Consider the following 20,530-nt stretch of genomic DNA (forward strand, 5'->3'; position numbering starts at 1 on the left):
GGGCGGTTCTGCGCTCCACCCGCCTTCCCAGCCGGACTTGAGCACTCAGAGGGCTTTCAGCCTTTGCCTGAGGTATTCCAGATGCCCGGTCAGCCTGGTATTCCCTTTGAATTTTTCGAGGATATACCGCAGCTCTTTTTGTCGCAGTGCCTTTGAGACACCTGCACTCACCTGCCCGTCATGCACCCGGTTCACCACCAGGGGTGCCGGCAGGATCACCGGATCTCCATGGGCATCCCAGAGCCGTTTGTAGAAATCCACATCCATCAGCCAGATCAGGTTTTCGTCAAACCGTTCAGTGCAATCCCGGCGCATGGCCAGCACCGAGGGGCTGGAGACCGTGTTCTTCCCGAAATGCAGTTTCGGCCCGAGCCGCGGTACCATTGGCCGCTCCAAGGGACCGCCGTTACGGCTGATACCCGAGCCGCACAGCAGCCAGTCTGAGGATCCATGCGCCAGAGCATCAGATATGTCCTGCAAAGCGCTATCTCCATTCAGATAATCGTCCTGAAAGAGGATTTTCAGGATATCGCCGTTCGCGTGGTCCATCGCGAAATTGACATTGGCTGAGGCCTGACGCAGCCCGTCGCGGTTCCAGATATGCCGAATGGCCAAAGACCCGGCAAACCGGGCGCAAACCTCCGCAACCGCCGTATCTTCCGACTGATCCGACACCACCACTTCGAAATCCGGGTGGGTCTGGCGGCTCAGAACCTGCAGCGACTCGGCAAGGAACCCCGCCCCGTGCCCGCCCATGGCATAGGCGGGAATACAGACGCTGATCTCTGGCATTGCGGGTCTCCGGGTCCAAGGTCGACCTCATCGCCCTACCAAAGCGTCCGCCAAAGGCCAAGCCATTGCGCAAAGCCAAACGGGCATGAAAAAACCTCCTCCGATCGAACGGAGGAGGTAAGTTTCGCCAATCAGGCTCTTTGCTGCACCGCCCGAGGTTTATTGCCTGGGCCTTCTTGGCGTCCAGGGCGAGCGCACTCGCCCCTGATCTGGATCAGCTGCACCCGGAGGTGGAACCGCAGGTGTTGCACTTCATGCAGGTGCCGTTGCGCACCAGCGTATAGTTGCCGCATTCACCGCAGGCCTCGCCCTCGTAGCCCTGCATCTTGGCCTTGGTGCGCGCGTCCATGCCGGTCACCGTGACCGAAGTGGTTTCCGTCACCGAAGCGGTTTCCGTCACCTCTGGCACCAGCGTTTGCAGGGCCGAAACCGGATCCGCTCCACCAATCGGGGAAATCCCGTCCAGAACCGTCTGCCCGCCATTGAACACAACCAGCTCCTGCGGCAGGCGCTTGCGCAGATATCCGGTCGAGGAGATCTGCTTGAGCACCTCGAGCGAACGCGTGGCCGCGCTCTCGCTCAGCTCGGTCACATTCGAGACACCCTCTTCTTCACCGCGGCCGATGTCGTCAAAGGCGGGGCCTTCGGGCTTTACATGGGCCAGATCGGTGCGATCCAGGTAGCTGACCGCCAGTTCGCGGAACACATAATCCAGGATCGAGGTCGCGTTCTTGATGCTGTCGTTGCCCTGCACCATGCCGGCCGGTTCGAACTTGGTGAAAGTGAAGGCATCGACGAACTCTTCCAGCGGCACGCCGTACTGCAGACCAACCGAGACAGCGATGGCAAAATTGTTCATCATCGCCCGGAAGCCCGCGCCCTCTTTGTGCATATCGATGAAGATCTCACCGAGGTTGCCATCCTCATATTCGCCGGTCCGCAGGTAGACCTTGTGACCACCGACAACCGCCTTTTGGGTATACCCCTTGCGGCGATGGGGCATCTTGGTGCGATGGGATTTCACCACCTCCTTGATCACAACCTTCTCGACGATCTTCTCGGCCAGGGTGATCGCTTTTTCCTGCGGGCTGCCGCTTTCAAGGATCTCGGCCGCCTCGTCGTCGTCTTCAACCAGGGCCGCCGCCAGAGGCTGGCTCAGTTTCGATCCGTCCCGATACAGCGCGTTTGCCTTGACACCCAGCGACCAGGACAGCTCGTATGCCTTCTGGCAATCCTCGATGGTGGCGTCGTTGGGCATGTTGATCGTCTTGGAGATCGCGCCCGAGATAAAGCTTTGCGCTGCTGCCATCATTCGGATGTGGCTATCAACGCTCAGATAACGCTTGCCTTTCTTGCCGCAGGGGTTGGCGCAGTCAAAGATGTGATAGTGCTCTTCCTTCAGGTGCGGTGCCCCTTCCAGGGTCATGGTTCCGCAGACGTGGTCATTCACCGCCTCGATATCAGCCTTGGTGAACCCAAGATGACGCAGAAGATCGAAGGTCGGATCGTTCAGCTTTGCCGTCGGAATGCCCAGAACGCCGGTGCAGAACTCTTCGCCCAGGGTCCACTGGTTGAAGACGAAGCGCACGTCGAATGCGGCCTCCAATGCGCCGTCGATCTTGGTCAGCTCAGCGGTACCGAAGCCATGGCCGGTGAGCGAGGTATGGTTGATCCCCGGCGCGTTGCCGATGGTGCCATGGCCGACCGCATATGCAACGATCTCTTCGATCTGGGCCGAGGTATAGCCAAGACCTTCAAGTGCGGCGGGAACCGAGCGGTTGATGATCTTGAAGTAGCCGCCACCGGCCAGTTTCTTGAACTTCACCAGAGCAAAGTCAGGCTCGATCCCGGTGGTGTCGCAGTCCATCACCAGACCAATGGTGCCGGTCGGCGCGATAACGGTCGCCTGCGCATTGCGATAGCCATATTTCTCACCCAGTTCCAGCGCCTCGTCCCAAGCGCCCGCAGCCAGATCGGTCAGGCGCGCATCCGGGCAGTTCTTGAGATCCAGCGGAACCGGCGGCACCGCCAGGCCTTCATAACCGTCGGCCTTGCCGTAAGCCGCCGTGCGGTGGTTGCGCATCACCCGCAGCATGTGCTCGCGGTTCTTGTCAAAGCCGGGGAACGGGCCCAGTTCCGATGCGATCTCGGCCGAGGTGGCATAGGCAACACCGGTCATGATCGCAGTGAGCGAGCCGCAGAGCGCGCGCCCCTCGTCGCTGTCATAGCCATAGCCCATGTTCATCAAGAGGCCGCCGATATTGGCATAGCCCAGTCCCAGCGTGCGGAAGTCATAGGACCGCTGCGCGATTTCCTTGGAGGGGAACTGCGCCATCATCACGCTGACTTCGAGCGTCAGGGTCCACAGGCGGCAGGCATGCATGTAATCCTCGGCCTGGAACTCTCCGTCCTTGAGGAAGGTCAGGAGGTTCAGAGAGGCCAGGTTACAGGCGGTATCGTCCAGGAACATGTATTCCGAACAGGGGTTGGAGCCACGAATCTCACCGTCTTCCGGGCAGGTGTGCCAATCGTTGACCGTGTCGTGGAACTGGATGCCCGGATCGGCGCAGGCCCAGGCGGCATGGCCTACCTTTTCCCACAGATCGCGCGCCTTCACCGTCTTTGCAACGCGGCCATCGGTGCGGTTGATCAGCTCCCAGTCTGCATCCTTTTCCACCGCATGCAGGAAAGCGTTGGTGACGCGGATCGAGTTGTTGGAGTTCTGCCCCGAGACCGAGGAATAGGCTTCGCTGTCCCAGTCGGTGTCATAGGTCGGGAATTCGATCGAGGTATGACCCTGTTTGGCGTAATCCAGCACCCGCTTGATATAGGTCTCCGGAATTGCGACCTTTTTCGCCTCGCGGATGGCTTTCTTCAATCCGTCGTTTTTGCTCGGTTCATAGGCATCGGCTTCCAGACCATCCCATTCACGGATCGCGGCGAAAATCCCATTCAGCATCTTCTCGTGCATCTTGGATCCGGCAACGATCGAGGCCACTTTCTGCTCTTCGATCACTTTCCACTGGATGAAATCCTCGATATCCGGGTGGTCCGCATCGACGATGACCATCTTGGCGGCGCGGCGGGTGGTGCCGCCGGATTTGATCGCGCCGGCAGCCCGGTCGCCGATCTTGAGGAAGCCCATCAGACCCGAGGATTTGCCGCCACCGGACAGGGGTTCGCCCTCGCCGCGCAGGTGGCTGAAGTTGGTACCGGTGCCGGACCCGTATTTGAACAGGCGCGCCTCACGCACCCAGAGATCCATGATCCCGCCATCGTTCACCAGATCATCGGACACGGACTGGATGAAGCAGGCATGCGGCTGGGGATGCTCATAGGCGCTGTCGGATTTGGTCAGCTTGCCGGACTTGTAGTCGACATAGTGGTGGCCCTGCGCGGGACCATCGATGCCATAGGCCCAATGCAGGCCAGTGTTGAACCACTGGGGCGAGTTGGGCGCGGCGCGCTGGGTTGCCAGCATGTAACGCATCTCGTCGTAATAGGCACGGGCGTCTTCCTCGGTCGAGAAATAGCCGCCCTTCCAGCCCCAATAGGTCCAGCCCCCGGCAAGACGGTCAAACACTTGTTTCGACGAGGTTTCTCCGCCAAATTCAACGTCATCCCCATCGGGCGCAGAGCGCCACAGGAACTCGGGCACGCCCTTCTCGCGTACCTTTTTCAGGCGGCTCGGCACACCGGCCTTGCGGAAGTATTTTTGCGCAATGACGTCGCTTGCAACCTGGCTCCATCCCGCCGGAACTTCGATGTTCTCAAGGCGGAATACGATGGTGCCATCGGGATTGCGAATCTCGGAGGTGGCCGAGATGAAATCCAGCTCCGCGTAGGCGTCCTGTCCTGACTTGGTAAACTTGCGTTCGATCTTCATGCTCTGCCCCTTTGCATTTGCTCTGTCCCGTCTTTTTGTCGGCACCCCGAAGGAGCGCCTGCGCCACGGCCAAACACAAAACAGCAGTCGGTGCATGCTTGCGAAAAAGCACGCCAGAAGGCCCCACACCTGCCCCGAACCAAGGAATCTATACTAGTGTTTAGTCTTGTTGCGACACCCAAGACCTCTACCAGATCTAGTGGCGCCGCAACTGGCCCCCACAATCTGGCGTATTCGCGACCAAAGGGTCAACGCAAAATTTACCGATTGAATACCAATTTTTTGGTTGACCGGAACGAAGGAAACCGCGGGGTCAGGATCACCCCGATTCATCCACATCCCGCATCCGCTGGCAACCGGCACCCGCCGGACATCGTTTTGTTTGGAATTTCTTTCGAAACCTAAAAGGTTTGCCGCACGAACCTCACACTCTCACCCAAAACCATTTACCACACCATCCCGTTCCGCCGTCCTGCGTTCCGCAGATTTCCGGTCGCGATGACCACACGGATACTCGTGGCTGCCGTTGCACATTCCGCACAGAAATCAGGCGGCCTGGCTCCCCCACTAAAGCCGAAACAGAAGCAAACTTGTCGCCGTTTCGCGTCACATGGTTAACATCAGGTTAACACAACATCTTGTAGCCACCAACTCCCCAACATCTATCTAGGCGTGATTCTCCCGATAAATCCGCTCTCACACACCCCAAGTTACAGCCGGGCCTGCCCACCAAAGCGGCTTTGGCACCGGCCACACCCGACCAGGCAAGACCTGAACACACCCGCGCAGATGGCGTGTGATGCGTCAGAGGAAGAATTCCAAAGAGGAGACCTACCCGGCGGACCTGTGGTCAGCTGCCTTGTAGGAGGAGGATGGTCGGGGCGGCGAGATTCGAACTCACGACCCCCTGTACCCAAAACAGGTGCGCTACCAGACTGCGCCACGCCCCGGACCGTGCGCTTTCCTAGCGGCCCCGAACTGGTTTGAAAAGCCCTAACAGGGCCAAACCGGCTGATTGGCGGAAAAAATTTCGTGTCGCAGTTGGGTGCCTGCCGTGATCCCGTAATCACGAGCGAGACCGGCGTTGATTTCAAGCACCGAAAAGACCCGATCCCCGCCAGCAATCGGGGTGAGATCAAGCGGTTTTGCATTGACGTGGACAGAGGTCACCGTTCCGGTTTCATCGACAAAGATGATGTCCAGAGGGATGTAGGTATTCTTCATCCAGAAGGCTGCCGTTGTCGGTTGATCGTAGACAAAGAGCATTCCAGCGCCACGGGGAAGCGTGTCCCGGAACATCAGCCCCTGGGCTCTTTCCTTTGCCGTATCAGCCAGCTCTATCGAAAAGGAGGCACGCCCCCAATCGCCGCGCAGATCGACACGGTCGTCCCGGCAGGCAGGATCATTTCCGGCAGTCGCGGCAATGGCAGAGGCCGCAAGCGAAGCAACACACAAGGAAACGATCCGGCCAAACCTTTGGACCCCAGACCGTCGTCTCATGGGTTATGCGTCCTCTTTGTTCTTGATGGCAGCTTCCCAGGCCATGACCTCGACAGCCATTGCGCCCCGCTTGCCGTCGATCACACGCAAGGCGAGCGCTTCACCCGGCTGCAGATCCGCAAGCCCGGATTGACGCAGAACCTCGACATGCAGAAAAACATCGTGACTGCGGCCGAACAGGTTGGCGAAACCAAATCCTTTGCCTTTATCGAACCATTTCACGCGCGCAGGCTCCAGCGGGCAGGCCTTCAGAGCCTCGGCGTCCAGATGCATGAAATCGCTCAGAACCGGAGCATCGTCGCGGGCGGGTGGCGTAATGGACAGGATTTCAACAGCCTGCACCCCACGGTCGGTGGAATGCGTGAGAATCACCACATCTGCGCCATCGGCAATCGAGCTTTGCCCGAAATTGCGCAAAACATTGACGTGAAGAAGGATATCAGGCCCGCCCGTGTCAGATACAATGAAGCCATACCCCTTGGCCGGATCAAACCACTTCACCGTGCCCTGGATTTGCCGCAAGCTGCTTTGATCGTCTGCCACTTGTTTTGGTCCGCTTTGTCTTATTTGTTTTCCCGATGCTTGATGCGCGATTTCGACATATGAGTTCAAGTTAAAAAAATTCCCCATTGTCCAGAAGTCCGCTTTCTGCATCGGTGCGCTCAGGGGTTCAGACGCTCCACACGCCACGAGTCTTGAGGACTTTCCCGACGCCAAACAAATCGATCATGGAGCCGAAACGCGCCATCGGCCCAAAACTCGATCTCCGTCGGCACAATCCGAAACCCACCCCAGAATGGCGGACGCTCGGGATCAGGCCCTTTCAATGCCGTTATTTTTGCTACCTCAGCCATCAAAGAGGCGCGGCCGGACAGAGGACGAGACTGTTTGGATGCCCAAGCTCCAAGCCTGCTTTTGAGCGAGCGAGACTTGAAATAGGCATCCGCTTGAGGGCCATCTTCACGGGTCACATGCCCCCGAACACGAATCTGCCGGCGCAGGCTTTTCCAATGCATCACAAAGGCAGCCTTGCCGGATTGTTCAATTTCCCGACCCTTTGCACTTTCGTAATTGGTGAAAAAAACAAATGCGTCTTTTTCAATTTCCTTTAGAAGAACCATACGAGCATTGGGCATCCCGTCGGGATCGACCGTAGAAAGGGCGATGGCATTGGGATCGTTCAGTTCGGTTTCCTCGGCCTCGGAAAGCCAGGACTGAGCGATCTCAAAAGGGTTTTCTCCGGCAAAAATCCCTGAGCGTTCGGACATGTAAACCTCACTATTTTCTGGGCACCCTATTCCTCTGGTTCAGGCAGTACAAGACAGCCCAATCAAGGTCCAGTCCCGGGCGCACTCGCGCCGCTTATGGCGCTCCGGATTGGCGCGTGACGCCGTCACATGGGCTCTAGCTCCATCGCCTTAGTCTCTTGAAGCAAAGGCAAGGTCATATTAAACGACCATCAGATTATTTCCTTTTCAGGCGGAGAACCTGCATGCCCAGTCAACTGCTGTCCGGCAAACGCGGCCTCATCATGGGGCTGGCCAACGACAAATCCATCGCATGGGGAATCGCCAGAGCCTGCGCGGATGCAGGCGCCGAGCTTGCCTTTTCCTATCAGGGAGAGGCCCTGAAGAAACGGGTCGATCCTCTCGCCGCTCAGCTGGGCAGCGACATTGTCCTGCCCTGCGACGTATCCGACGAAGCCTCGGTCGATGCGCTGTTCGACGCCCTGCAGGAAAAATGGGGCAAGCTGGACTTTGTTGTCCATGCCATCGGGTTTTCCGACAAGAACGAGCTGCGCGGGCGTTATGTCGACACCAGCCGCGACAACTTCCAGATGACCATGGACATCTCGGTCTACTCCTTCACCGCAGTGGCCCGCCGCGCCGAAAAGCTGATGAGCGATGGCGGCTCGATGCTGACGCTGACCTACTACGGAGCCGAGCAGGTCATGCCTCACTACAATGTCATGGGTGTTGCGAAGGCCGCTCTTGAAGCTTCGGTGAAATACCTGGCCGAGGATCTGGGCAAGGACGGGATCCGCGTCAATGCCATCTCGGCCGGCCCGATCAAGACCCTGGCTGCCAGCGGCATCGGCGATTTCCGCTACATCATGAAATGGAACGAGTACAACTCGCCCCTCCGCCGCAACGTGACGATCGATGACGTTGGCAAATCCGCCCTTTATTTGCTGTCGGATCTGTCCTCCGGTGTGACAGGTGAAAACCTGCACGTGGATGCAGGCTATCACGTAGTCGGCATGAAGGCAGTGGATGCCCCCGACATCACCAAATAAGCCATATCCGGGCCGCGACAGACTGCGCGCTGCCCCTTCTGCCTGACGCCATCACCTTCGGAGCTAGACGCAAGATGACCGATCGCCTGCCACACGAGAAAGGGTTTCACATCAGCTGGGACCAGATCCATCGGGACAGCCGCGCCCTTGCCTGGCGCCTGGATGGTCAGGGACCGGACGATGGCGCATGGCGCGCGGTCGTCGCCATCACCCGCGGTGGCATGGCGCCCGCAATGATCGTCAGCCGCGAACTGGACATCCGCACCGTGGATACCATCTCGGTGAAATCCTACCACCATCAGTCCCAGGGGGCGGCGCAGGTTCTGAAAGCACCGGACAAGGCCCTGATGGGGGACGGTGAAGGCATTCTTGTGATCGACGATCTGGTGGACAGTGGCAAGACCCTTGAACTGGTGCGCCAGATGTACCCCAAGGCGCATTTCGCGACCGTCTATGCCAAACCCAAGGGACGTCCGATGGTGGACACCTTCATCACCGAGGTAAGCCAGGACACCTGGATCTTCTTCCCCTGGGACATGGCCCTGCAATACGTGGAACCTTACCGCGGCACCGACTGAGGTCGACTGCCTCCTGTTCCGGCTCAAGGCCCTGTCAGCGCGCCCCCGTGGCGCGCTTTTTCTTGAGCGTTCCGCCTGCCCATGTCACACAGTTCGGCGCAGGCATTGCCACGCGCCACCAGAGACGGCCTTTTGATCACAGAAAGACACCCATGACACCCTCCAGCATTTCCGCACCGGCCCACCATATTGCCAGCACCGAGGCGACCTTTTGCTCTCCGATCGTGGAATCGCGGCGCTGGCTTGATGGTGTAGACTTTCCCGCCTCCCGTCCGCTGATCAACGTCAGCCAGGCGGCCCCGACCGAGATGCCGCCCGAAGGGCTGCGTCAGGCGATGGCCGAGGCGGCGCTCACACAGGTCGATGCGCATCTTTACGGCCCCGTTCTAGGCCGTGACGACCTGAGGGAAGCCCTGGCCGCGCAGATTTCCAGCCTCTACGGCGGCGCGGTCACTAGGCAGCACATTGGCATTACCTCGGGCTGCAACCAGGCTTTTGCGGCCAGCATTGCGGCCCTGTGCACCAAGGGGGACGAGGTGATCATTCCCGTGCCCTGGTATTTCAACCACAAAATGTGGCTCGACATGTCCGGCGTTGCGGCTGTGCCTTTGCAGGTGGGCGCGGATATGGTGCCTGACCCCAAGGCGGCAGCGGCCCTGATCACGCCCCAGACCCGTGCCATCGTTCTTGTCACCCCGAACAATCCCTGCGGCGTCGAATACCCAGCCGGGATCGTAAGCGCCTTTTTCGACCTCGCCCGGCAGCATGGTCTGTCGCTGATCCTGGATGAGACCTACCGCGATTTCGACAGCCGCGAGGGCGCGCCGCACGAGCTGTTCCAGGACCCGTCATGGGACGACACGCTCATTCACCTTTATTCCTTCTCCAAAGCCTACCGGCTGACCGGGCATCGCGTCGGAGCCATCGCGGCGAGCACCGGCAGATTGTTCGAGATTGAAAAGTTCCTCGATACCGTGACCATATGCCCGGCCCAGCTGGGCCAGATCGGAGCCCACTGGGGTCTGCAAAACCTGCAAGCCTGGCTGGCCGGTGAGCGGCAGGAGATTCTGGATCGCAAGGCCGCGATTGAGGACGGTTTTCACCGGCTTGCCGACAAGGGCTGGTCTCTTTTGGGATGCGGCGCCTATTTTGCCTATATTGAACATCCGTTTCAGCACTCATCGGAAGAGCTCGCCAAACGTCTGGTTCGGGAATGCTCTGTCCTGATGCTGCCGGGAACCATGTTCATGCCCGCAGGCGACCCCGGCGGCGCCCGTCAGTTCCGAATTGCCTTTGCCAATGTGGACCGGGCCGGGATCACGACGCTGTTCGACCGGCTGGCGGCCTTCGACCCAACATAGCTCTGCGAGCGATACCTGCCCTTGCCTGCGCGACAAGTTCTTGCTCCTGCTGGGGCGGCAGCGTATGCAGAAGCCCGAAGTGACAAATGGCACCCCCTGCCCGCCGCACCCCGGCGAAGGCGGGGCGGGCAGCAGGTAGGAACGAGGGCACTATGGCCGCTGGCATAAAAAATCTATCACGAACCTTTGTCTGGATCCTCATGGGGATGCTGATCGTGGGGCTCGCCGGGTTTGGCGCGGTCAATTTTTCCGGTTCAATGACATCCGTTGCCCTGGTCGGTGAACGCGAGGTCTCGGTCGATGCCTACATGCGGGAACTTCAGCGTGAACAGCAGGCCATTCAGGCCCAGACCGGTCAGGCCATGCCGATGTCGCAGCTTACCGCCATGGGCCTCGATCAGGTCGTCCTTGGCCGCCTGATCACCCTTGCCTCTATCGACAACGAGGTAGACCAGCTTGGCATCTCGATCGGTGACGAAAACCTGCTGGAAGAACTGACCAAGGTTTCGGCCTTCCAGAACGCCAGCGGCCAGTTTGATCGCGAAGCCTACCGATTTGCCCTTGATAATGCAGGTTTCAGCGAGTCCGAATTCGAGGATGATCTGCGCCGAGAGGCCGCACGCACCCTGGTGCAGGGCGCCATCATGTCCGGTGCACGGATGCCCGCGACCATGGCGGATACGCTGGTAGCCTACATCGGCGAGCGTCGCAGCCTTACCTATGTCTCCATCCCCACGGCCACGGTGCCACTGACGATGCAGATGCCCGGCGATGAAGAGCTGAAAGCCTTTTATGACGCCAACATCGATCGTTTCACCCTGCCCGAGACCAAAGTGTTGACCTATGTTCACCTCAGCCCGGAGATGCTGCTCGACACGGTCGAGGTGGACGAGGACGCGCTCCGCGCGCTCTATGAGGAGCGTACCTCCGAATACAACATCCCCGAGCGCCGCCTGGTCGAACGGCTTGTCTTTGCCAGTCAAGAGAGCGCCGCAAGCGCAAAGGCCCAGCTCGATGTGGGCGGCACAACCTTCGAAGTTCTGGTCCAGGATCGCGGTCTCTCTCTTGCCGATGTGGATCTTGGTGATGTGACCGAGACCGAGCTGTCTGAGGCTGGCGGGCAGGTTTTCGCGGCGGAGATCGGCGCGGTCGTCGGCCCCTTGCCCTCTGACCTTGGCCCGGCCCTTTACAGGGTCAATGGCGCTCTTGAGGCGCGGCTCACCACCTTTGAAGAGGCCAGAGACGAGCTGCGCGATGAGCTCGCCGCAGACCGCGCGCGCCGCTTGATTGAACAGCAGGCCGAGCCGATCGAAGACATGCTGGCCGGCGGCGTTACGCTGGAAGAGATTGCCGATCAGTCCGATGCCCAACTCGGTTCACTGAACTGGACCGGCCTGAACAGCGACGCCATCGCCGCCTATGACGGATTCCGCTCGGCGGCCGAACAGGTCACCGTCGAAGACTTCCCCTCGGTCGATTTCCTGGAGGACGGCAGCCTGTTCGCCCTGCGCCTCGATGAAGTCCTGCCGCCGCGCCCGGAACCCTTTGAAGACGCAGGCGAAGCCGTCTTCCAGGCCTGGAACGACAACCGCGCAACCGAGGCTGTCGCCGCCCAGGCCCAAGAGCTTATGACACAGGTCGAAGAGGCCGGAGCCTTCCCCGAAGACCGTGACGTAAAGACCGAAACCGCGCAGACCCGCACGGCCTATATCGACGGAACACCGGCTGAAATGATGATTGCCGCCTTCGAGATGCAGCCAGGCGAGGTGCGCGTCGTCTCGGACGAGAACGGCGCTGTCGTTCTGCGCCTGGATGAGGTCCTGCCTGCCGAAGACAGCCCGGAAATGCAGATGCTGCAACAGGCACTGGGCACCCAGCTCGATCAGGCGATCTCTCAAGCCCTGTTCGAAGCCTTTGCTCAGGACGCCCAGATCCGCGCCGCACCGCGGGTCGACCAGCAGGCACTGAATGCCGTCAAGTCCAGCTTCCAGTAACGATACAGACCCAGGCACATCGACATGGCTTTGACCCCGGATTTCGACAGTTTCGCCGCAGCCTATGACGCGGGTGAAAACCAACTGGTCTATACCCGCCTCGCCGCAGATCTTGATACCCCGGTGTCCTTGATGCTGAAACTGACCGGCGCGCAGAAAGATGCGTTCATGCTGGAATCCGTGACCGGCGGTGAGGTGCGCGGGCGCTATTCCATTATCGGGATGAAGCCCGATCTGGTCTGGCGCTGCCGGGGTGAACGTTCCGAGATCAACCGCTCCGCGCGCTTTGATGCCGAAGCCTTCGCAGCCGAGGACGGAAACCCGCTGGACAATCTGCGCACGCTGCTCGCCGAAAGCCGGATCGATCTTCCCGAAGACCTTCCGCAGGCTGCCGCGGGTCTGTTCGGCTATCTCGGCTATGACATGGTGCGCCTTGTCGAACATCTGCCGAATGTGAACCCGGATCCGCTGGGCCTGCCCGATGCCATCATGATGCGCCCCTCGGTGGTTGCCGTTCTGGACGGCGTCAAGGGAGAGGTCACCGTCGTCTCGCCCGCCTGGGCGGCCGCTGGACAGTCGGCCAAGGCCGCCTATGCGCAGGCTGCAGAGCGGGTGATGGATGCGGTCCGCGATCTGGAACGCGCGATGCCAGCCGAGACCCGCGATCTGGGCGATGCTGATGAAGTGGCTCCGCCGGTCAGCAACTTTTCCAAATCCGGCTACATGGAAGCGGTTGAAAAGGCCAAGGAATACATCCGCGCAGGTGACATCTTCCAGGTGGTGCCCGCTCAGCGCTGGAAGCAGGACTTCCCGCTGCCACCCTTTGCTCTGTATCGCTCGCTGCGGCGCACGAACCCGTCGCCCTTCATGTTCTATTTCAACTTTGGCGGCTTCCAGGTCATCGGTGCCAGCCCCGAGATCCTGGTCCGGGTCTTTGGCAAGGAAGTCACCATCCGTCCCATCGCCGGCACCCGCCCGCGCGGGGCCACCCCGGAAGAGGACAAGGCGCTTGAGGCAGATCTGCTGGCCGACAAAAAAGAGCTGGCCGAGCATCTGATGCTTCTGGATCTGGGGCGCAACGATACGGGTCGTGTCTCAAAGATCGGAACCGTGCGCCCGACCGAAAAATTCATCATCGAGCGGTACAGCCACGTGATGCATATCGTTTCGAACGTCGTGGGCGAATTGGACGACGACAAGGACGCGCTTGACGCTTTCTTTGCCGGAATGCCAGCGGGCACGGTCTCAGGTGCACCAAAAGTGCGGGCGATGGAGATCATCGACGAGCTGGAGCCGGAAAAGCGCGGCGTTTATGGCGGCGGAGTGGGCTATTTCTCGGCGGGCGGCGACATGGACATGTGTATCGCCCTGCGCACGGCCATCGTTCAGGATCAGACGCTCTACATTCAGGCCGGTGGCGGCGTTGTGTATGATAGTGACCCCGAGGCCGAGTATATGGAAACCGTGCATAAATCCAATGCGATCCGCCGCGCGGCGGCAGATGCCGCGCGCTTTGCCGGGCGCGGCAACCGCTGAGAAAGGCGGGCGCAAGACAGCGCGACTTGCTGCAGGGGATTATTCGGCGCTGTCTCTCAGATTGGCGGCAAGGCTGGCCGATACCGGTACCAGGGCCACGCGGCTGGCGCGGTCCTGCAACCCCCACAGCAAAAGCGCCGAAATCGTGTCGGGCTGCAACCGGCCCAGCATGATCACCGCGCCCTCCTGCCCCGCGCGAAAGGCGGCCTGATCGAGGAACCTGCGCATGGCGCGCGGGTTTTGTCCGGCGCCGTCAAAGTCACGGAAGACAACCCCGGCCGGGATCCCCTCCCGCAGCGCAAGCTTCTGGACCGTATTGAGGCCACTGTTTTGCAAGAGGAGGCCGTATCCGGCCGCCTGAGCCACATCAGACACCTGATCCGCCAATGGCCTCGTCCCTTGCACCCCTGTCTTGACCCCTTCGAGGAAGGCCACCGCCTCTGGCAGGCGGTCCCGCCAGACTGCAAGGGCGGTCTCTGCATCCTGCGGCTGCGCCTCGCGCGGCAGATCCGCCAGGATCAAAACCTCAAACCCGGCCGCCCGGTGTGCCGCCATTTTCTCAGCCGCGCGCGGGTCTTCGGGATCAATGGCAAAGCTCAGGGGATAGGGAAATTCCGCCAGGGCTTCGGCTCCGACGGCGTTTGCATCATCGATCAGTACGATGGACATCAGGGGGCGTCCGTCGCTGCCATCGAATGGCGCAGCGAAGGCTTCAAATGGCGCCAGTTGTGGCACTTCACGATTTGCAGCGGCCTCCTCGGCCCCGTCCCGTTCTGTCAGAGGGCGCACACGGGTCCCGATCTGAGGCCCATCAGCGCGATCGGGGGCATCCGCCGTGGGCAGGCCGGCGATCCGATCCGATCCGCCATCGTCCAGCGGCCCGGTTCCGGTGTCCGGCTGTTCTCTTTCTGCATCTTGCTCGGATGGAGCAGTCTGCCCCTCCGGCGCAGGGGCTTCGAAGCTGATCACCGGAGGCGCGGTCGGCGCGGGCGCGGTGCCCAGAGACGGCATCGAGATGGCGGGCACGCTGGGCGCACCGGCAGGGGGCCTGTCCTGCCCGACAGCAATCTGTGGGCGATCCGTTTCCTCCGCAGCTTCAGTTGGTGCCTCGGGCACATCCGCCTCGGATCCGGAAGGCGCAGGCGCGGGCTGGGTTGATACTACAACGTCATCCTCCCCGGTGAGCGTTTCCGGCAGGGCAACCGGCTCCCCGGTCCCGCTGGCGCTGGTCGGTTCAGAGGGCGCCGCTGGCTGATCCGGAAGCGCAGATTCGCCACTTCCGGCAACCTCTCCCGGCAAGGCGAGTTCGGGCCGCGAGGCAGTCTGTGTATCGGCCGCATTGATCCCGCTGACATCGTCAACAGGTGCCGTACTGGGCGCCACCGGGGCCGCCTCGACCAGATCGGCATCCGTGGCAGGGCTTTCGATGGGTGCAGCCGTGCTCGGCTCTGGCGCGACACCCGCATCCGGTTCGGTCACGCTGACGCGCACCTGCGACGGCAACGGCGTGGACAAAGACCACATGGCCGCACCGCAAACGGCCACCAATGTTCCGATACTGACACCGCCCAGAAAGCCTCGCATGCCCGTTTTGCCTCTCAATTCTTTGGTCCGGCCCGCTACACGCCCCACCTGCCCGGATCCGCCCGGGCAATTGTGCCAAAACCGCACCCTACCCTTGACGCTGGACGGCAAGCCTGAACATGTATGTCGCAACAACTATACTGCGGCGCAAGCCCTGCCCGCCACCCTTAAAAGAGCCTGCCAAGATGTTGCTGCTGATCGACAACTACGATTCCTTTACCTACAACCTTGTGCACTATCTGGGCGAACTCGGCGCAACGCTGGATGTGCGCCGCAATGACACGCTCGATGTGCAGGAAGCGATGGCTCTGAGGCCTGCCGGCATTCTCCTCAGCCCCGGCCCCTGCGATCCCGATCAGGCCGGGATCTGCCTGCCGCTCACACTGGCTGCTGCCGAGGCGGGGATCCCGCTGATGGGGGTCTGCCTTGGGCATCAGACAATCGGTCAAGCCTTTGGCGGCAAAGTGGTGCGGTGCCATGAAATCGTTCACGGCAAGATGGGACAGGTCCATCACAAAGGTAAGGGGCTGTTTGCAGGGCTCCCCTCGCCCTTTGAGGCGACCCGCTATCATTCGCTGGTCGTGGATCGAGAGACCCTGCCCGATTGCCTTGAAATCACCGCGGAGCTGGAAGACGGAACCATCATGGGGCTGCAACACCGGGATCTGCCGATCCATGGCGTCCAGTTCCATCCAGAATCGATTGCTTCGCAACACGGCCATGCGCTGCTGCAGAACTTCCTGAACGAGATGAAGGTGCCCGCATGAGCGACCAGATGAAGCCGCTGATCAATGCCGCTGCCGAACGCCCCCTGACCCGCGCGGAGGCGGAAGAGGCCTTTGCAATGCTGTTCGAGGGCGAAGCCACACCCAGCCAGATGGGCGGCCTGCTGATGGCGTTGCGCACCCGCGGCGAAACCGTCGATGAATACGCTGCGGCTGCCGCCGTGATGCGCTCCAAGTGCAATGCGGTGCGCGCGCCCGAAGGCGCGATCGACATCGTCGGCACCGGTGGCGATGGCAAGGGCACGCTCAACATCTCGACCGCAACGGCCTTTGTAGTTGCCGGGGCAGGCACGGTAGTTGCCAAGCATGGGAACCGCAACCTCAGCTCGAAATCCGGTGCAGCGGATGCGCTTGGCCAAATGGGAATCAAGGTCATGGTCGGCCCGCAAGTAGTTGAAAAATCCATAAATGAGGCGGGTATCGGCTTTATGATGGCGCCGATGCATCACCCGGCGATTGCCCATGTGATGCCCACCCGGCAAGAGCTTGGAACCCGGACGATATTCAATATCCTTGGTCCGCTGACCAACCCCGCAGGCGTGAAACGGCAGTTGACCGGCGCCTTTTCCCGCGCCCTGATCCGCCCAATGGCAGAGACGCTTCAGCAGCTTGGATCGACCCGCGCCTGGCTGGTACATGGATCGGACGGCACCGATGAGTTGACCATTACGGGCATCAGCTGGGTCTCTGCGCTTGAAGAAGACGGCAGAATCCGCGACGTTGAACTCCATCCCGAAGATGCGGGCCTGCCCGTTCACCCCTTCGAAGAGATTTTGGGCGGCACGCCGGAGGAAAACGCAACCGCCTTCCGCGCTCTTCTGGATGGCGCGCCCTCGGCCTATCGCGACGCGGTTCTTCTCAACAGTGCCGCGGCGCTTGTGGTTGCCGGGGACGCGAGCGATCTTCGAGAAGGTGTTGAAAAAGCACGTGAAAGCATCGACAGCGGCGCCGCGAAAGACAAGATCGTCGCCGTTGCCCGGATCACTTCCGAGGCATCCTGATGCCTCAGCCAGACCGGCTTGGCGCGTGGGCGGACCTGCCGTTCTTTGCAACCCGCTGGCCACAGATCGAGGCCAAGCTGGCGCGGGAGAGCAAAGAGATCCTGCCTCCGGGCTCGCAACGGTTCGCGGCGCTTGAGCTGACCCGACCAGATGACGTGCGCGTGGTGATCCTCGGTCAGGACCCCTATCCGACCCCTGGTCATGCCCATGGGCTGGCCTTTTCGGTAGAACCGGATGTGCGCCCCCTGCCCCGCTCCCTGTCCAATATTTTCAAGGAACTGGAGGCGGATCTTGGTGTCTCGCGGCAGAATGGTGATCTGCGGGGATGGGCGCGACAAGGGGTTTTGTTGCTCAATACGTCCCTGAGCGTCCCCGCGGGCGAGGCGAATGGGCACAAAGATCTGGGCTGGGATCACCTCGCTCAAGAGGTGCTTGAGCGCACATCAGGGCAGCCAACGGCCTATGTCCTGTGGGGAAAACAGGCGCAAAGGCTTGAAAAACACCTTAATCCGGGCGATCACCTGATCCTGAAGAGTGCGCACCCCTCGCCGCTGTCGGCGCGGCGCGGATTCTTTGGATCGCGGCCGTTCTCGGCAATCAACACCTGGCTGCAGACCCGTGGCCACGCGCCCATCGACTGGGCCGCCTGACAGGAGGCTATGCAATGACGGAAAACGTGCTCGACAAGATAAAGGCCTACAAGCTGGAGGAAGTCGCCGCCGACAAGGCCGCCGTTCCCCTCGCAGAGGTCGAGGCCGCTGCGCGCGAGGCCTCTCCGGTGCGCGGGTTCGCCAAGGCACTGATTGCCGCCAGCCGCCAGGGCTACGGGCTGATCGCAGAGATCAAGAAAGCCAGCCCTTCCAAGGGATTGATCCGCGAAGACTTCGATCCAGCCACCCTCGCACAGGCCTATGAACAAGGGGGCGCGACCTGTCTCTCCGTTCTGACGGACACCCCGAGTTTTCAGGGCGCGAAACCCTTTCTGACCGAGGCGCGCGATGCCTGCGCCCTGCCCGCCCTGCGCAAGGATTTCATGTATGATCCCTATCAGGTGGCCGAGGCGCGTGCGCTGGGAGCCGACTGCATCCTGATCATCATGGCATCTGTGTCGGATGCTCAGGCGAAGGAACTGGAAGACTGCGCCCTGGAATGGGACATGGATGTGCTGCTGGAAGTGCATAACGCCGAAGAGCTGGAGCGCGCCTGCGCGTTGAAGTCGCCTTTGATGGGCATCAACAACCGCAACCTCAAGACCTTCGAGACCACCCTGGACACGACCCGGGATCTGTCGCGCCGGGTGCCCGCCGACCGCACGATCGTCTGTGAAAGCGGCCTGTTCACGCCCAAGGACCTGTCGGACATGGCACGATATGGCGCCCGAACCTTCCTAATCGGTGAAGCCCTGATGCGGCAGGAGGATGTCGCCGCCGCAACCCGGCAACTGCTGGCCAACCCGTTGACCCCGGGAGGCATGTGATGGCGCTGACGCATTTTGACGGCAAGGGCGATGCCCATATGGTGGATGTCTCGGACAAGGCGGTCACCTCGCGCATTGCAACCGCAGAAGGCCACATCCGGATGGCCCGCGAGACCTTTGACATCATTTCGGAAGGGCGCGCCAAGAAGGGTGATGTCCTGAGCGTTGCCCGACTGGCCGGCATCATGGGCGCCAAGAAAACGCCAGAGCTTATTCCCCTGTGCCATCCCCTTCCGGTGACCAAGGTGGCGGTTGAACTGACGCTGGACCCGGAGCTACCAGGCGTCCGTATCGAGGGCACGGTCAAGACCACCGGCCAGACCGGGGTCGAGATGGAGGCCCTCACCGCTGTCTCCACCGCCGCGCTCACCGTCTATGACATGGCCAAGGCCGTGGACAAGGCGATGGAGATCGGGGGCATTCGCGTGATCCTGAAAGATGGCGGAAAATCAGGTCGGTACGAGGCGTAAATGATCCCAGTCAGCGAAGCCCTTGCGCATCTTCTGAACCTGGTCTCACCGCTTGAGCCAGAGATGATCCCCTTGGCAGAAGCTGCTGGCCGCGTCCTTGCCCGCGACGTGGTCGCGCGGCGCGATCAGCCTCCCTTCTCTGCTTCTGCTATGGATGGCTATGCGGTAAAAGGCGCCGAGGTGGAACTGCACGCCATGTTCAAGGTGATTGGCGAAGCGGCTGCCGGTCATCGCTTTGACGGCGTCGTTGGCGCCGGTCAGGCGGTGCGCATCTTCACCGGCGCGCCCATCCCCGAAGGCGCAGGTTTTGTCGTCATTCAGGAGGATGTGACTCGCAAGGGCGATCTGATCACCATCACGGACGAGCCCGGAGATGGCGACAATATCCGCCCGCGTGGCGGAGACTTTTTCGACGGCGAAACCGTTTCGGCGCCTCGTCGGCTGACGCCATCGGACATTGCCCTGCTTGCCGCGATGAACATTGCCGAAGTTCCCGTTACCCGGCGGCCCGAGGTCGCCTTGATCTCGACCGGAGATGAGCTGGTGATGCCCGGCAGCTCGCCCGGTCCCGATCAGATCATCGCCTCGAACACCTTTGGTCTGAAAGCCTTGCTCGAAGGTCTCGGGGCGCATGTTCGCATCCTGCCCATAGCCAAGGATACGATTGGATCGCTGAAAACCGCCTTTTCGCTGGCGACCGGCGCGGACCTCGTGGTCACCATCGGCGGCGCCTCTGTCGGTGATCACGACCTGGTTGCCGATGTGGCACAGGATCTTGGCATGGAGCGGTCCTTCTACAAGGTCGCGATGCGGCCGGGCAAACCCCTCATGGCGGGCCGCATGGGAACCGCTGTGATGGTCGGTCTCCCCGGGAACCCGGTGTCCGCGATGGTCTGTGGCCATGTCTTCCTGGCTCCGATGGTCAAAACCATGTTGGGCGCATCGGTTGTACAGGCTCCGCTGCTCAAAGCGCGGCTGGAGGCCCCTCTTGGCAAGAACGGCCCGAGAGAGCATTACATGCGCGCAACTCTGTCTGAAGACGGGCAGATCCACGCGTTTGACCGCCAGGACAGTTCTCTCTTGTCTGTTCTGGCCCAGGCAAATGCGCTCTTGGTGCGGCCACCGCACGATCCCGACCGCCATGTCGGAGATACAGTGGACTATCTGCCCCTCTGATCGGATCCGTCCCCCTTCAATCATGAAGCTTGTGCAAAAGCTCCAGAGCAAGCTCCGGGCTCAGTTGACACAAATCGTGAACAGGAGTAGAACA

Annotated in this window: 17 protein-coding genes and 1 tRNA gene; 11 read left to right on the forward strand and 7 right to left on the reverse strand. The window is 61.0% G+C overall.

Features of this window, described 5'->3' with window-relative positions:
* Window positions 1-45: 45 nt before the first annotated feature.
* From AADA15_RS00810 to pdxH, 6 genes are all read right to left on the reverse strand, one after another.
* Window positions 46-792, reverse strand: a complete 747-nt coding sequence (locus AADA15_RS00810; protein ID WP_341639643.1) for a glycosyltransferase family 2 protein — start codon at window positions 790-792, stop codon at window positions 46-48.
* Between the two features lie 214 nt (window positions 793-1,006).
* Entirely contained in the window at window positions 1,007-4,678 is a 3,672-nt protein-coding gene (locus AADA15_RS00815) for a vitamin B12-dependent ribonucleotide reductase (RefSeq protein ID WP_341639644.1), read from the reverse strand.
* Between the two features lie 873 nt (window positions 4,679-5,551).
* A tRNA-Pro gene (locus tag AADA15_RS00820) sits at window positions 5,552-5,628 on the reverse strand.
* Between the two features lie 43 nt (window positions 5,629-5,671).
* Complete coding sequence (locus AADA15_RS00825; protein ID WP_341639645.1) at window positions 5,672-6,178, reverse strand: DUF192 domain-containing protein; 507 nt, start codon at window positions 6,176-6,178, stop codon at window positions 5,672-5,674.
* 3 nt (window positions 6,179-6,181) lie between these two features.
* Window positions 6,182-6,721: a cold-shock protein gene (locus AADA15_RS00830; protein WP_341640059.1), complete on the reverse strand. Its 540-nt coding sequence runs from the start codon at window positions 6,719-6,721 to the stop codon at window positions 6,182-6,184.
* Between the two features lie 119 nt (window positions 6,722-6,840).
* Window positions 6,841-7,446, reverse strand: coding sequence for a pyridoxamine 5'-phosphate oxidase (gene pdxH, locus AADA15_RS00835; RefSeq protein WP_341639646.1), 606 nt, complete (start codon window positions 7,444-7,446; stop codon window positions 6,841-6,843).
* A gap of 224 nt (window positions 7,447-7,670) precedes the next feature.
* Between pdxH and fabI the strand changes: the two genes are divergently transcribed.
* The 5 genes from fabI to trpE all read left to right on the forward strand — a co-directional run bounded on the left by fabI (window position 7,671) and on the right by trpE (window position 13,943).
* Window positions 7,671-8,474, forward strand: a complete 804-nt coding sequence (gene fabI, locus AADA15_RS00840; protein WP_341639647.1) for an enoyl-ACP reductase FabI — start codon at window positions 7,671-7,673, stop codon at window positions 8,472-8,474.
* Window positions 8,475-8,548: 74 nt separating this feature from the next.
* Window positions 8,549-9,052, forward strand: a complete 504-nt coding sequence (gpt, locus tag AADA15_RS00845) for a xanthine phosphoribosyltransferase (protein ID WP_341639648.1) — start codon at window positions 8,549-8,551, stop codon at window positions 9,050-9,052.
* A 152-nt stretch (window positions 9,053-9,204) separates the two neighbouring features.
* Window positions 9,205-10,413: an aminotransferase gene (locus tag AADA15_RS00850; protein WP_341639649.1), complete on the forward strand. Its 1,209-nt coding sequence runs from the start codon at window positions 9,205-9,207 to the stop codon at window positions 10,411-10,413.
* Between the two features lie 152 nt (window positions 10,414-10,565).
* A complete protein-coding gene (locus AADA15_RS00855) occupies window positions 10,566-12,407 on the forward strand; it encodes a peptidyl-prolyl cis-trans isomerase (RefSeq protein WP_341639650.1) in 1,842 nt (613 codons plus the stop codon).
* A gap of 24 nt (window positions 12,408-12,431) precedes the next feature.
* Entirely contained in the window at window positions 12,432-13,943 is a 1,512-nt protein-coding gene (trpE, locus tag AADA15_RS00860) for an anthranilate synthase component I (RefSeq protein ID WP_341639651.1), read from the forward strand.
* A 39-nt stretch (window positions 13,944-13,982) separates the two neighbouring features.
* Here the strand turns inward: trpE and AADA15_RS00865 are convergent, their stop codons facing one another.
* Window positions 13,983-15,527, reverse strand: coding sequence for a divergent polysaccharide deacetylase family protein (locus tag AADA15_RS00865; RefSeq protein ID WP_341639652.1), 1,545 nt, complete (start codon window positions 15,525-15,527; stop codon window positions 13,983-13,985).
* A 185-nt stretch (window positions 15,528-15,712) separates the two neighbouring features.
* On the opposite strand from AADA15_RS00865, the gene AADA15_RS00870 reads away from it, so the two are divergent.
* From AADA15_RS00870 to AADA15_RS00895, 6 genes are read left to right on the forward strand one after another with little or no spacing between them, the layout of a single operon-like run.
* Window positions 15,713-16,294: an anthranilate synthase component II gene (locus AADA15_RS00870; RefSeq protein WP_341639653.1), complete on the forward strand. Its 582-nt coding sequence runs from the start codon at window positions 15,713-15,715 to the stop codon at window positions 16,292-16,294.
* Entirely contained in the window at window positions 16,291-17,313 is a 1,023-nt protein-coding gene (gene trpD, locus AADA15_RS00875) for an anthranilate phosphoribosyltransferase (RefSeq protein ID WP_341639654.1), read from the forward strand. Before AADA15_RS00870 ends, trpD begins: the two co-directional genes overlap by 4 nt.
* Window positions 17,313-17,963 (forward strand): uracil-DNA glycosylase, encoded by a 651-nt coding sequence (locus AADA15_RS00880; protein WP_341639655.1) that lies wholly within the window; start codon window positions 17,313-17,315, stop codon window positions 17,961-17,963. The genes trpD and AADA15_RS00880 overlap by 1 nt, the downstream gene beginning before the upstream one ends.
* 14 nt (window positions 17,964-17,977) lie before the next feature.
* Window positions 17,978-18,790, forward strand: a complete 813-nt coding sequence (trpC, locus tag AADA15_RS00885) for an indole-3-glycerol phosphate synthase TrpC (RefSeq protein WP_341639656.1) — start codon at window positions 17,978-17,980, stop codon at window positions 18,788-18,790.
* Entirely contained in the window at window positions 18,790-19,260 is a 471-nt protein-coding gene (gene moaC, locus AADA15_RS00890) for a cyclic pyranopterin monophosphate synthase MoaC (RefSeq protein ID WP_341639657.1), read from the forward strand. Before trpC ends, moaC begins: the two co-directional genes overlap by 1 nt.
* A complete protein-coding gene (locus tag AADA15_RS00895; protein WP_341639658.1) occupies window positions 19,261-20,436 on the forward strand; it encodes a molybdopterin molybdotransferase MoeA in 1,176 nt (391 codons plus the stop codon).
* Window positions 20,437-20,530 lie beyond the last annotated feature (94 nt).

It is taken from the genome of Phycobacter sedimenti (genome assembly GCF_038148855.1).
Classification (GTDB): Bacteria; Pseudomonadota; Alphaproteobacteria; order Rhodobacterales; family Rhodobacteraceae; genus Phycobacter; species Phycobacter sedimenti.